The sequence below is a fragment of the Rhodococcus sp. 05-339-2 genome (assembly GCF_002258965.1).
GTDB lineage: Bacteria > Actinomycetota > Actinomycetes > Mycobacteriales > Mycobacteriaceae > Rhodococcoides.
In genome coordinates this window covers 549,001-562,831 of sequence record NZ_NOYW01000021.1, presented here as the reverse complement: position 1 = coordinate 562,831, position 13,831 = coordinate 549,001, and the positions used below count along the sequence as shown (strand labels likewise).

General features: G+C 64.6%; 10 protein-coding genes. 5 read left to right on the top strand and 5 right to left on the bottom strand.

Features of this window, described 5'->3' with window-relative positions:
• The first annotated feature begins 70 nt into the window (after positions 1-70).
• A complete protein-coding gene (locus CH273_RS27135; protein WP_032394300.1) occupies positions 71-2,392 on the top strand; it encodes a HelD family protein in 2,322 nt (773 codons plus the stop codon).
• Positions 2,393-2,461: 69 nt separating this feature from the next.
• Here CH273_RS27135 and CH273_RS27130 read toward each other — a convergent pair whose 3' ends face one another.
• Entirely contained in the window at positions 2,462-2,914 is a 453-nt protein-coding gene (locus CH273_RS27130; protein WP_032378962.1) for a universal stress protein, read from the bottom strand.
• A gap of 182 nt (positions 2,915-3,096) precedes the next feature.
• Here CH273_RS27130 and CH273_RS27125 point away from each other — a divergent pair, with 182 nt between their 5' ends.
• Positions 3,097-5,952: an alpha/beta fold hydrolase gene (locus CH273_RS27125; RefSeq protein ID WP_032394301.1), complete on the top strand. Its 2,856-nt coding sequence runs from the start codon at positions 3,097-3,099 to the stop codon at positions 5,950-5,952.
• The gene (locus CH273_RS27120) at positions 5,949-6,806 is read left to right on the top strand and encodes an ABC transporter permease (protein ID WP_032394302.1); all 858 of its coding nucleotides are present in this window, start codon (positions 5,949-5,951) and stop codon (positions 6,804-6,806) included. The genes CH273_RS27125 and CH273_RS27120 overlap by 4 nt, the downstream gene beginning before the upstream one ends.
• 6 nt (positions 6,807-6,812) lie before the next feature.
• Here the strand turns inward: CH273_RS27120 and CH273_RS27115 are convergent, their stop codons facing one another.
• Together CH273_RS27115 and uvrB are read right to left on the bottom strand one after the other, a co-directional pair.
• Positions 6,813-7,679, bottom strand: a complete 867-nt coding sequence (locus tag CH273_RS27115) for an SCO6745 family protein (protein WP_032394303.1) — start codon at positions 7,677-7,679, stop codon at positions 6,813-6,815.
• A 95-nt stretch (positions 7,680-7,774) separates the two neighbouring features.
• Entirely contained in the window at positions 7,775-9,937 is a 2,163-nt protein-coding gene (uvrB, locus tag CH273_RS27110; RefSeq protein WP_032394304.1) for an excinuclease ABC subunit UvrB, read from the bottom strand.
• Between the two features lie 77 nt (positions 9,938-10,014).
• Between uvrB and CH273_RS27105 the strand changes: the two genes are divergently transcribed.
• Positions 10,015-10,560: a ribonuclease FAU-1 family protein gene (locus CH273_RS27105; RefSeq protein ID WP_032394305.1), complete on the top strand. Its 546-nt coding sequence runs from the start codon at positions 10,015-10,017 to the stop codon at positions 10,558-10,560.
• Positions 10,561-10,605: 45 nt separating this feature from the next.
• Here the strand turns inward: CH273_RS27105 and coaE are convergent, their stop codons facing one another.
• Positions 10,606-11,823, bottom strand: a complete 1,218-nt coding sequence (coaE, locus tag CH273_RS27100; RefSeq protein ID WP_032394306.1) for a dephospho-CoA kinase — start codon at positions 11,821-11,823, stop codon at positions 10,606-10,608.
• 129 nt (positions 11,824-11,952) lie between these two features.
• On the opposite strand from coaE, the gene CH273_RS27095 reads away from it, so the two are divergent.
• Positions 11,953-12,162 carry a hypothetical protein gene (locus CH273_RS27095; protein ID WP_032394307.1) on the top strand — a complete coding sequence of 70 codons (210 nt, stop codon included), beginning with the start codon at positions 11,953-11,955 and terminating at the stop codon, positions 12,160-12,162.
• Positions 12,163-12,318: 156 nt separating this feature from the next.
• On the opposite strand, the gene rpsA is transcribed toward CH273_RS27095, so the two are convergent.
• Positions 12,319-13,797 (bottom strand): 30S ribosomal protein S1, encoded by a 1,479-nt coding sequence (gene rpsA / locus CH273_RS27090; protein WP_027497255.1) that lies wholly within the window; start codon positions 13,795-13,797, stop codon positions 12,319-12,321.
• Positions 13,798-13,831: the final 34 nt, after the last annotated feature.

The window sequence follows — 13,831 nt, the reverse complement described above, 5'->3', positions numbered from 1 at the left end:
TGCGACGTAGACTGCTCTGGCTGATTTCGAGGCGATATCTTCGCCTCGGCCGAACTCCCGAGGAGACCCTTTGCCGGACGACGGCCACACATCGACGAACCCCGATGTGCCGATCGAAGAAGACTTCGAGCAAGCGCATCTGACGCGGCTCTACACGCAGCTCGACGCGTTACGCGAATACGCCGCGAACCGATTGCGCGCAGTGCTGCTCGAGACCGGCGGCACCCCGCAGGCCCGGAGCGAACGCGAATCGTTCAACCAGATGTACACCGAGGACATCGCCAAGTACGACGCGGCCGAGAACGGACTGTGCTTCGGGCGCATCGACCTCGATCCCGAGTCCCTCGACCCCAAGGTCGACGATCGGCCCGAGCGCTACATCGGCCGCGTCGGAATTCTCGACGACAAGAACGACTACGAGACTCTACTGTTGGACTGGCGAGCACCGATGGCCCGGCCGTTCTACCTGGCCACACCCGCCGCACCCGAAAACGTGTTGCGGCGCAGACACATTCGCACCCGTGGTCGTCGAGTGACGTCGATCGCCGACGAATTTCTCGACCTGAACTCTGCCCGATCGTCGAGCGATGCCGCCGTGGCAGGCGGTGTCGCGAGCGAAGGTGCGCTGCTCTCCGCTCTCGATGCCGCACGTACTGGTCAGATGAACGACATCGTCGAGACGATCCAGAGCGAGCAGGACGCGATCATCCGTTCGCAGCATCGCAGCGTGTTGGTGGTTCAGGGCGGACCGGGCACCGGTAAGACAGCCGTCGCGCTGCATCGCGCCGCTTACCTGCTCTACACCTACCGCCAGCAGCTCGGTAAGAGCGGTGTGCTGATCATCGGACCCAACGCCACGTTCCTCGATTACATCGGGCAGGTGCTGCCGTCGCTCGGCGAGACGGGCGTCCTGCTGTCCACGATCGGTGACCTCTACCCGGGAGTTCGTGCGCAACGGGAAGATTCGGCCCTGGCCACCGAGGTCAAGGGCAGACTGTCGATGGTCGAGGTGCTGACCCAGGCGGTACGAGACCGTCAGGAAGTCCCCGCGCAGCCCCGTCGACTGAAGTTCGACACCTACGACATCACGCTCGATCGCAAGATCGTCACCAGGGCTCGTGGTCGCGCTCGCTCGTCCCGGCGACCGCACAACCTGGCTCGGCCGCTGTTCGTGTCCTCGGTCATCGACCAGTTGGCCAACCAGCTGGCAGCGAAACTCGGGCAGAATCTCGTCGACGGGTCCAGCCTGCTCAGCGCCGACGACATCGCGGACATGCGCGACGAGATGCGCGAGGATCAGGACGTCATGGCCGCCGTGGACGAACTGTGGCCGGATCTGTCTCCCCAGCAGGTTCTCCGCGACCTCTACGCATCTCCCGAGAAGATCGCGTCGGCCGCGCCTGCGCTCGATGAGGCGGAGCGTGAGGCACTCGTCCGTCGGGGCAACGGCTTCTCGTCGGCCGACGCTCCCCTGCTCGACGAGCTCGCCGAACTGCTCGGCGTCGACGACGCAGCCGAACGTGAACAGGCGCAACGACAATGGCGCGGCCAGATCGCCGACGCCCAGGGTGCCCTGGACATCCTGACCGGTTCGGCACCTCAGGACCTAGAGGACGAACTCGATCCGGAGATCCTGATGGCTTACGACCTCATCGATGCCGATCAGCTTGCACGACGGCAGAATTCGGGTCAGCGACTCACGACGGCCGAACGGGCCGCCGGTGACCGAACGTGGACCTACGGGCACGTGATCGTCGACGAGGCGCAGGAACTCTCTGCGATGGCGTGGCGAATGGTGATGCGGCGCATACCGAATCGGTGGATGACACTGGTGGGCGATACGGCGCAGACCGGTGATCCCGCCGGAACCTCGTCGTGGGGTTCGGTTCTCGAACCGTATGTCGCCAAGCGCTGGAAGCTGACCGAACTGACGGTGAACTACCGAACACCGTCCGAGATCATGGCCGTGGCACACGATGTGTTGGCTGCCATCGATCCCGAGCAGTCCGAGCCGCGGTCCATCCGCAGCACCGGAACCCGGCCGTGGGCTCAACGGGTGGCAGCGGCAGATCTGGTCACCGCGGTGGAGAAGCGAGTGGCCGATCACCCGCGCCCTGGCCTGAGCGCGGTGCTGGTTCCCGCAGACCACGTCGACCGATTCCGCCATCTGGCCTCGGAACTGGTCACCGTGTCGACTGTCAAGGATGCCAAGGGACTCGAGTTCGACTCGGTGCTGATCGTCGAACCCGGTGCCATAGTGAACGATTCGGTCAAAGGCATGAACGATCTGTACGTTGCCCTCACCCGGGCCACGCAGCGACTCGGCGTGGTGCACGTGAACGCACTGCCGGGTGAACTCTCGGCGCTGCAGCCGTTCGAGCCGGAAGCGTAGAGAACCGCACACACCAACGGCCCGCTCCGTCGATTCGACGGGCGGGCCGTTGGTGTGTGCGGGGTGAGATCAGCGGACGGTGTGCACGATCAGAACATCGCAGGTGGACTTGCGCGCGGCGTCCGACGGAACCGAGCCCAGCAGGCGGCCGGTCAACGAGTTCAGGCCGCGGTTGCCGACGACGAGCAGGTCGCCCTTCACCTCGTCCACGAGTGCCAGCAGCGACTCGACGGGAGCACCGACGATCGCCTTCTCCTCGATGTTCTTCGCACCGGCCTTGGTGGCGTGCTCGCGCGCCGTGCGCAGAATCTCACGCGTCGGTGCCGATCCGGTGATCTGATAGGCGTCCTCGCGCAATGCGTCGGCGGCAGCGGACGTGTCCTTCGGATCGGCAGGGTAGTACGCGCAAGCGATCACCAGGGTGGCATCGGCGTCTCCCGCGAGAGCCGCGGCCTTCTCCACTGCCCGCAGTGACGATTCGGAGCCATCGGTCCCGACGACGACGGTGCGGTAGGCGCTCATTCATTCCTCCATTTGTCGGTCACACACAGATGTGACACTTCTGGTCGAACTCGATTGGTGCAAGTCACAGGACCGAAAGACGTGGTCCGGGGACTGATTCGCTGACATTAGCCGGAACCGGCCGATCGGCACGTGAACTTGGGGAACAACACGATCCGCGCCACTCACATACATTGGTTTCCATGCCGATTCCCCGCCCGCCACTGTCGAGACGGGCCATGACTGTCGGTGCCCCCGTGATTGCGGTTCTGGCGCTGGTCGCCCTCGCATTCGTCTTCCTCCCCCAGGATTCGAGCGCCGACACATCCACGCGTGAAGCGCGCATCACGCTACCGGACGACCCCGGGTCGACGGGCACCGTCGACATCGACGCTCGTCTCTACGTACCCTCCGTCACTCCCGCGCCGACGGTGCTGCTCGCCCACGGCTTCGGCGGCAGCAAGGACTCGGTCGACGGGGAGGCACGTGATCTCGCTGCTCGCGGGTACACGGTGCTCGCCTACAGTGCACGCGGGTTCGGCGACAGCACGGGTTCGATCTCGCTCAACGACCCCGATCGCGAGGTCGCCGACGCACGCGGACTCATCGACTGGCTCGCCGAACAACCGGAGGTGGAACTCGACGCTCCCGGCGACCCGCACGTCGGAGTTGCCGGCGGATCCTACGGCGGCGCACTGGCACTGAGCGCAGGCGGCACCGACCCCCGGATCGATTCGATAGCCGCAGCGATCACCTGGAACGACCTGGGCCAGGCCCTGTTTCCCAACTACGGCGTCACCTCGGTCGAAGGCCGAGAAGCCCTCGGCGACATCGCCACTCCCGCAGCTGCCGAGTACGGGGGACCCGGCGTCCTCAAGCGCGGCTGGGCCGGAGTGTTCTTCGGAGTGGGCGCAGCGAGTGCACCACCCGGCGGAAACGGCGACGACAGCACCGATTCCGGCACCTCCGAGGGCACCTCGGCCTGCGGACGATTTGCACCCGAATTCTGCGACGCCTACACCGAATCCGCCGTGACCGGAATCCCCAGCCAGCAGTTGCTCGATCTGCTGACGGCTCACTCGCCGGTCGCGGTGGCGTCGAACATCACGGCACCGACGCTGCTGGTTCAGGGCACCCAGGACACACTGTTCGGTCTCGACCAGGCCGACGCAACGGCACGTCAGATCGCCGCAGCCGGTGGGAACGTCACCGTGCGATGGTTCGACGGTGGCCACGATGCAGGCGGAACCGACGGCACGAGCGATCGAGCCATCGCCGACTTCTTCGACACGACATTGCGGGGCACCGAGGCCCCCACCGGCACCGACGCCGAGCCGTTCGTCTACTCCACTCAGCGAGCAGCCGACGAGCGCGGCGGCGATCGTGACCGCCGAATGACGGCTCCTGCTTACCCGGGACTGACCCCCGCGTCCGATCCCACGCAGACCCGATCGGTGACGTTCACTCCCACCGCCGAGAACCAGTCGATCATTCGTCCACCCGGAGCATCGCCGTCGGCGATCTCGTCGGTACCCGGTTTGGGCTCGGTGCTCTCGACTCTCGGATCGACCGGGGCCGGAGCAGCCCTGACCGCGGACCTGCCGGGCCAGTCGGCAACGTTCACCAGCGATCCCGTCGAGTCGTCCGTGACGATCACCGGTGCCCCGCGGGTGAACCTGCGTGTGGCGTCGCTGGCGTCACCCGATCAAGCCGTTCTGTTCGCGAAGCTCTACGACGTTGCGCCGAACGGCACGAGAACGCTTCCGGGCGGGGCGGTCTCGGCGATCCGACTGCCCGTTACCGAGGGCATCGATCCCGTCGACGTCACGGTTGCGCTTCCTGGCATCAGCTACACCGTGCAGCAGGGTCATCGCCTCGAACTGAGCATCTCCACCACCGATCAGGCGTACGCCGTTCCGCTCGAGCCGGCGCAGTTCAGTGTGGCCATGACCGACGACACCATCGCGTTGCCCACCGTCCCCGCCGAGGCGAGCGCCGACAGCACCGTTCCGGTGGCACCGCTCATCGGCATCGGAATCGTCCTGCTGGCGGTCGCCGGTGCGATAGTCGCCGGAATCGTGCGGACCAGACGTCGCGCAGTCGCCGAAGTGGACGAGGATCTCATCGACACTCCCCTGGTGATCACCGATCTGGCCAAAACGTATTCCAACGGCTTCCGCGCCGTCGACGGCGTCAGCTTCAAGGTGAAGCAGGGCCAGGTTCTGGGTCTCCTCGGGCCGAACGGCGCAGGAAAGACCACCACCCTGCGCATGCTGATGGGCCTGATCACGCCCACCGGCGGCGACATTCGAGTCTTCGGCCACAAGGTGACCCCCGGAGCCCCGGTGCTGTCCCGGTTGGGCTCCTTCGTCGAGGGATCCGGCTTCCTGCCGCACCTGACCGGAACACAGAATCTGCGGCTGTACTGGGAAGCGACCGGTCGCCCGATCGAGGACGCTCACCTCGAGGAAGCTCTCGAGATCGCCGACCTCGGCACCGCGATCGAACGCAAGGTCAAGTCCTACAGCCAAGGTATGCGGCAGCGGCTCGCGATCGCCCAGGCCATGTTGGGGCTGCCGGATCTGATGGTCCTCGACGAACCGACCAACGGACTCGACCCACCACAGATCAGGACGATGCGCGATGTGCTGATCAACTACGCGAAAACCGGTAGAACCGTGTTGGTGTCGAGCCATCTGCTCGCCGAGGTGGAGCAGACCTGCACCCACGTGGTCGTCATGAATCGCGGATCGGTGATCAGTTCCGGTACCGTCCGCGAACTGACCGCGGCCGGCGGACAGACGGAGATCAGGGTCGACGACGCCACCCGCGCGCAGTCGGTGCTCGACGCCTCCGGTCACGACGGCGCGGTGATCGTCGACGACGGCACTGTGACCGTCGACCTGACCGATGCGGATGCCGCAGTCGTCATCAGAGAACTCGTCACCTCGGGGGTCTCGGTGCGCGGATTCTCGCAGTCGACGCGCCTCGAAGACGTCTTCCTCGACCTCGTCCACCGAGACAACCCAGGGTCCGACACCAGCAAGGATCGCGCATGAGCACCACACACGCCGACGGGCGCGCTGCCGGGTACACCGGCGGCAGCACCTTGCCGTTCCGTACCGAGTTGCGCAGGCAACTGGGACGTCGCCGCACTCAGCTGGCCATCGGCTTTCTGGCCCTGCTTCCGGTGATCCTGGCCATCGCCTTCACCGTCGGCAGCTCGAATGCGGATTCCGATGCCGACGGGCTCATCGAGCTCGGCACTCGCGGCGGTATGAACTTCACGGTCTTCGCTTTGTTCATGTCGGTCGGATTTCTGCTGATCGTGGTGGTGGCCCTGTTCTTCGGCGACTCGGTGGCAAGCGAAGCGTCGTGGTCGAGTCTGCGGTACCTGCTGGCCATTCCCGTGCCCAGGAGTCGACTGCTGACGCAGAAGGCTCTGGTGTCGGCGACGCTGTCCGGCGTGGCGATCGCCGTGCTCGTCGGGGTGTCGCTGTTGATCGGAACCGTGCTCTACGGAGCCGAATCACTCATCACCCCGCTGGGTGAGGGACTGCCCTACGGCACCTCGCTGGTGCGGCTGCTGATCGCAGTCGCGTACATCGGCATCAACCTGCTGTGGGTGGCCGGCCTGGCGATGCTGCTGTCGGTACTCACCGACGCCCCGCTCGGGGCCGTCGGTGGTGCCGTGATGACGTCGATTCTGATGCAGATCCTCGATCAGATCACGGCGCTGGGATCGCTCCGCAACTACCTTCCCGGGCACTACGCGAACTCGTGGATCGACGCATTCGGAACGAGCATCGACTGGAACGACATGGTGGTCGGATCGTTCTCCGCCATCACGTACGCGGCAGTGTTCGGGTTGATCGCGTGGCGACGTTTCGGCACCAAGGACATCACCAGCTGAGGCGGATCACTTCTTCGTGAGCGCGGGCCCGAAGACGCCGGCGGGAATGACGCCCTGGCCGACGATCGACTCGCGCCACGGCGTCGCGATCGAGACCAGCCGAGCAGCACCGTCCTCGCCGAGGGCGGCCCAGGGCGCAACAGCGAGGTCGTTGGTGATGTCCTCGACCAAAGTTCGGAGATCCTTGCCGTCCTGGGTCAGTGCACCGTCGGACGAGAGCAGCTCTCGATCGGCCAGAGACGCGACCGCCGCGTCCCACTGCTCGGTCGACCACCCTCGACGCTTGCGGGCGAACTCCTTCTCGAACCCGTATCCGGTGGCGGTATGGGTGATCAGCGCTTCGAGACCGCTCAGACCCGCCGTCTGCAACGCCGCGATGTGACCGTCACCGCGGTATTCACGGATCAGAGTGAGGGCGTGCCACAGCACGAGATGCGGAGCTGTCGGCCAGTCGAGCTCTGCATACGCCGCGTACAGGGGTCGACCGTCGTCACCGGGAATCCCCCGGGCCGCGATCGATGCCAGGTCCGCGGCCTCGGCCATGTCCGCGGATTCGAGAACCTCGGGGCCCAGCAGTCGGCCGAAGGCGGCATCGAGAGTGGCGTAACGGATGGCCATGATCTCGTCGGGTGACGTGACGTCCCAGGCCGCCGGGATGAGCGGTGCCACCAGCTCCCGATTGAAGTTGTAGAACGTGGCGGTCACGACGCCCGCGCCGACGCGCCCCAGTGGTGCTGCTCGACCCGCGAAATAGCAGGCCCGCGGCGCCAACCCGGTTGCGACCAGAGCATCCTGCGTCTCCGGAAGGAAATAGGTCATCGAGTGGATCAATTCGAGCGCGCGAGAGGTGCGGCCGGCGGTGGTTGCGTCCATCACTGAACCGTAACCGAACCATCTCGAACCACTCCGCAGGCTCCACTCGCGTCACTGGCTCATTCCGCTGCCTCCACACGCGCCACCCGCCCGACCTACTTGAGGCCGGCCGCGTCCATGCCTCGGAGCTCCTTCTTCAGATCCTGGATCTCGTCGCGCAGCCGGCCGGCGAGCTCGAACTTGAGCTCACGTGCCGCGTTCATCATCTGATCGGTCATGTTCTTGATCAGATCGGCCAGCTCGGCGCGGGGCATCGACGACACGTCCTGACCCTCGTACACACCGGTGCTGACCGACCTGCCCGCCTCGCCCTGTGCTCGCCGTCCGCGGCTGGCGTTGCGACCGGATCCACCGACCTCGACGACGGACTCGGTGTCCTCGGCCTCCTGGTACACCTGGTCGAGAATGTCGGCGATCTTCTTGCGCAGCGGCTGCGGATCGACGCCTCGCTCCTTGTTGTACGCGATCTGCTTCTCGCGTCGACGCTCGGTTTCCTCGATGGCGTAGGTCATCGAATCGGTCATCTTGTCGGCGTACATATGGACTTCACCGGAGACGTTTCGCGCGGCACGGCCGATGGTCTGAATGAGACTGGTGCCGCTGCGAAGGAAGCCTTCCTTGTCGGCGTCGAGAATCGCCACCAACGAGACTTCGGGTAGGTCGAGACCCTCACGGAGCAGGTTGATGCCCACCAGTACGTCGTACTCGCCCAACCTGAGTTGCCGGAGCAGTTCGACGCGGCGCAGCGTGTCGATGTCGGAGTGCAGGTAGCGGACACGAATGCCGAGTTCGAGCAGGTAGTCGGTCAGATCCTCTGACATCTTCTTGGTCAGCGTGGTCACCAGCACACGCTCGTCCTTCTCCGCGCGTTCCCGGATCTGATGGACCAGGTCGTCGATCTGCCCCTTGGTCGGTTTGATGACGACCTTGGGGTCGACGAGTCCGGTAGGACGAATCACCTGCTCGACGAACTCTCCCCCGGTCTGGCCCAGCTCGTACTTTCCCGGAGTTGCCGAGAGATAGACCGTCTGACCGATGCGCTGGGTGAACTCCTCCCACGTCAACGGTCGGTTGTCGGTCGCGGACGGCAAGCGGAACCCGAAGTCGACGAGATTGCGCTTGCGCGACATATCGCCCTCGTACATGGCTCCGATCTGCGGCACCGTCACGTGGGACTCGTCGATGACCAGTAGGAAGTCCTCGGGAAAGTAGTCGATCAGTGTCGCGGGCGCGGTGCCTGCACCACGGCCGTCGATGTGCCGCGAGTAGTTCTCGATACCAGAGCAGAACCCGACCTGCTTGATCATCTCCAGGTCGTATTGCGTCCGCATCCGCAACCGCTGAGCCTCGAGCAGTTTTCCTTTGCTCTCCAGCTCGGCGAGCCGATCTTCGAGTTCGGCTTCGATGTCCTTGACGGCTCGCTCCATTCGCTCCGGACCGGCAACGTAGTGCGTGGCCGGGAAGATGCGCACCGAATCCACTTGCCGAACGATGTCGCCGGTGAGCGGATGCAGGTAGTACAGCGCTTCGATCTCGTCGCCGAAGAACTCGATGCGAATCGCGAGTTCCTCGTAGGACGGAATGATCTCGACGGTATCGCCGCGGACCCGGAACGATCCGCGGGTGAAGGCCATGTCGTTGCGGGTGTACTGCACGTCCACCAGCAGCCGGAGCAGCGCGTCACGCTGCACTTCGACGTTGACCTCCAGCTCGATCGACCGATCGACGTACGACTGAGGGGTGCCGAGACCGTAGATGCACGACACCGACGCCACCACGACCACGTCTCTGCGCGAGAGCAGCGACGCCGTCGCCGAGTGCCGCAGACGTTCGACATCGTCGTTGATGGACGAGTCCTTCTCGATGTAGGTGTCGGTCTGCGCGATGTACGCCTCGGGCTGGTAGTAGTCGTAGTACGAGACGAAGTACTCGACTGCGTTGTTGGGCAACATGTCTCGCAGCTCGTTCGCCAACTGCGCCGCCAGCGTCTTGTTCGGTGCCATCACCAGGGTCGGGCGCTGCAGCTTCTCGATGAGCCAGGCGGTGGTGGCCGATTTGCCGGTACCGGTGGCACCGAGCAGGACGACATCCTTCTCGTCCGCCTTGATCCGCCGTTCGAGCTCGGCGATGGCGGTCGGCTGATCGCCTGCCGGTACGTGTTCGCTGACGACCTCGAACGCCGGTCCGGTGCGCTCGATTGCGCCCACCGGACGGTGTTCGGAGTGCGCGACAACGGGATGTTCGGATGCAAACGCCATTTCACAAGCGTAGACGCGACCACCGACAAGTTCCGTCGGACAGACCCACACGCTGGTTCCCGGTAGCTTCTACAGGCATGGTCGCTCACACGTCAGCCGGTGCGCACGCCGTCGTTCATGCCCCCAAGCACGAGACGTTCGACCTCGTCGCCAAGACGAACGTGGATCCCAAGGGGTTCGTCCGTGTCGTCGACGAATACCGCGTCGAGCCGTGGGGGCTGTACATGGCCCGCCCGTCGGATCACGCCCATTTCGACTACCTGGAGTCCTGGTTGCTGCCCGCTCTCGGGCTCCGAGCCTCGGTGTTCCACTACCTGCCTGCACACGCCCGCGATCAGGACTACTACGTCGACATCGGCGAGTACACCGCCGGCACCACCCGATGGACATCCGTCGACCACTATCTCGACCTCAGTGTCCGTACCGGCCGCGATTACGACCTGCTCGACGTCGACGAGTTGTTCGACGCTCGGGTGGCGCAACACGTCGATACCCCGACAGCCGAGCTGGCACTGGCCAGATCGATCACGGCCATCGAAGGTCTGACGCGACACGATTACGACCTGAACGCGTGGCTCGCGTCCGTCGGAATGCCGACCGAGTGGAACGGTAAACCGTCCTGATCCACCGACCCGGGTTCTCAGGGTCCAGGATCAACCCGACCCGATTCACGCAGTCCAGTTCGTCTCCTCGGCCCACTGCCATGCCCGGCGGTATGCCACATCGAACCACGGTGCTTTTGCGTTCTCGTAGGCCTCGATCGCCGATGCGAAGTCCGTGATTCCGGCAGCGGCCTCGGAGGCGCGTCGCTTGATTCCGGAATATTCGGTCCTGATGCTGTCGTCCGCCCGCAACCAGTCCCGGAACAGCAGGGCGAACGTCTGATTGGGCCAGCCGTCCACCCGGATGTGGACGTTCGCCGGTCGGCCGGGGTCTGCACTGCCGTGAAAACGCTTGGACCACACGGCCGGATCGGCTTCGCCGCCGATTCCGTACGCGGGCTTGGGATGGTCGAAGTCGGCGTCCTCTCGCCGCGGGAACCCTGCCACGCGCAACTGTTCGGCTACGGAATCGGCGTCGTCGAGCCCGCGCACGGTGATCTGGATGTCTATGACGTCCTTGGCGTCGAGGCCGGGCACTGCGGTGGATCCGATGTGATCGATACGGACCGCCTTGTCGGAACAGGCAAGAGCCAGGCGCGAGACGATCCGTCGGGCCTGCAATTCCCACGCGGGGTCGGCAGTCACCTGTTCCGGATGAACACGCGCGATGACCCCCTCCCTGATGTTGCGCTCGAAGGGAATCAGTCGGTCGTTCCACAGGGCTCGGACGTCGTCGTCGACGCTTCCCGGCGCACCGGTGTTGTCGATCCACACGTCGGCCGCGGCTCGGCGCGCATCATCGGTTGCCTGCGCTGCGATCCGCGCCCGGGCGTCGGCCTCGGGCATGCCTCGCTGTCCCGTGAGACGACGCACCCGTTCCTCGGCGTCGACCCACACGATGACCACGAGGTGAAAGAACGGGCCCATCGATCCTTCGACGAGGAGCGGAATGTCCTGCACCACTACGGCATCCGACGCTGCTCCGTCGATGATCTCGGCAGTGCGCGCACCGACCAACGGGTGAACGATGGCGTTGAGCTTCTTGCGGGATTCCTCGTCGCCGAATGCCTTGGCCGCCAATGCCGGACGGTCGAGCGAGCCATCGGGTGCGAGAATGTCGGTTCCGAAGGTATCGGTCAGTTGTTGCAGCCCAGGTGTTCCCGGCTCCACGACTTCACGGGCAAGCACGTCGGAGTCGACGAGCACTCCCCCGAGTTCGGTCAGCACCTTCGCAACGGTCGATTTTCCGGCACCTATTCCACCGGTCAGTCCCAGTCTCAGCATGCACCCAGTCTGACACTCGAACACGCCGAAGCACACCAGCCTCAAATGCACCGGTTTCGCAGATCCGTCGGTTATCTTCGACGAGCGCGACCTCGATGTGCCGACCCACAGCTATTGAAAAGGACACCCATGCGAAGCAATCAGATCCAACCGGGTCGGCACCGCCTTGGCATGGATGCAGGCGTTCATTGCATTCTGATCCCGGAAGTAGCCTCGGCGTTGGCCGACCATCGGCGCAACTGGTTCACCAACCTCCTGACCCCCGCCCGCCACAGCTTCGCGACCATGCGCAAGCGCACGGAGAGCGTCGGCCAGTGGAGTCCAGCCACCGCCGCGTAGTTCGCACTCCCCCTCCACCATGGGCCCGGTTCATCCGAACCGGGTCCATCGTCGTTTCCGCAGAGTTTTCGGTCACCTGATTCGAACGAGAAAGCCCCGGTTCTCGTGGAGAGAACCGGGGCTCGGCGTCACACCCTCACGGGTGGACCACATCTATCAGGCGTTGCCCGACAGCTTCTCGCGAAGTGCAGCGAGCTGCGCATCGCTGGCCAGCGATCCACCGGTCGAGGCCGGAGCCGACGCTGCGGGAGCGTCGCCTTCTGCATCGGCGGGAGCCTGACCCGACTCGGAGGAGTAGTTGGTGTTGGCGGCTTCGGCAGCTTCGTCCTTGGCCGTCTTCTCCATCTGAGCGGTGTGCATCTTGTGGCGACGCTCTGCCTCGGCGTAGCGACCTTCCCACTCTTCACGCTGCTTCTCGTAACCTTCGAGCCATTCGTTGGTCTCGGAGTCGAAGCCCTCGGGGAAGATGTAGTTGCCACCCTCGTCGTACGAGTCGGCCATGCCGTACTTGGACGGATCGAACTCTTCTGCGTAGTCCTCGTTGGCCTGCTTGAGGCTCAACGAAATCCGGCGACGCTCGAGATCGATGTCGATGACCTTGACGAGTGCGTCGTCGCCGACACCCACGACCTGGTCCGGAACCTCCACGTGGCGCTCGGCCAGCTCGGAGATGTGCACGAGGCCCTCGATGCCCTCTTCGACGCGCACGAATGCACCGAAGGGAACCAGCTTGGTGACCTTGCCGGGCACGATCTGGCCGATCGCGTGGGTGCGAGCGAACTGGCGCCACGGATCTTCCTGAGTTGCCTTGAGCGACAGGGAAACACGCTCGCGGTCCAGGTCGACGTCGAGAACCTCGACGGTGACCTCGGTGCCGACCTCGACAACCTCGGACGGGTGATCGATGTGCTTCCAGGACAGCTCGGAGACGTGCACGAGTCCGTCGACGCCACCCAGGTCCACGAAGGCACCGAAGTTGACGATGGAGGACACGACGCCCTTACGGACCTGGCCCTTCTGGAGCTGGTGCAGGAACTCGCTGCGGACCTCGGACTGGGTCTGCTCGAGCCACGCGCGGCGCGACAGGACCACGTTGTTGCGGTTCTTGTCGAGCTCGATGATCTTGGCCTCGATCTCCTTGCCGACGTACGGCTGGAGGTCGCGGACGCGACGCATCTCGACGAGCGAAGCGGGGAGGAAGCCACGAAGACCGATGTCGAGGATGAGGCCACCCTTGACGACCTCGATGACGGTGCCCTTGACGGCCTCGTCCTTCTCCTTGAGCTCCTCGATCGTGCCCCAAGCGCGCTCGTACTGAGCTCGCTTCTTGGACAGGATCAGACGGCCTTCCTTGTCCTCCTTGGTGAGGACGAGTGCTTCGATCTCATCTCCCACGGAGACGACCTCGTTGGGGTCGACATCGTGCTTGATGGAGAGCTCGCGGGAGGGGATGACGCCTTCGGTCTTGTAACCGATGTCGAGTAGAACCTCGTCACGATCGACCTTGACGATGGTGCCCTCGACGATGTCACCATCGTTGAAGTACTTGATCGTGGCGTCGATGGCGGCGAGAAAATCCTCTGCGGAGCCGATATCGTTGACGGCTACCTGCGGTGAGGTTGTGGTTGAGGGCATGTGTTGAGTTGCTCCGGACGGGTTGGGTATCGGT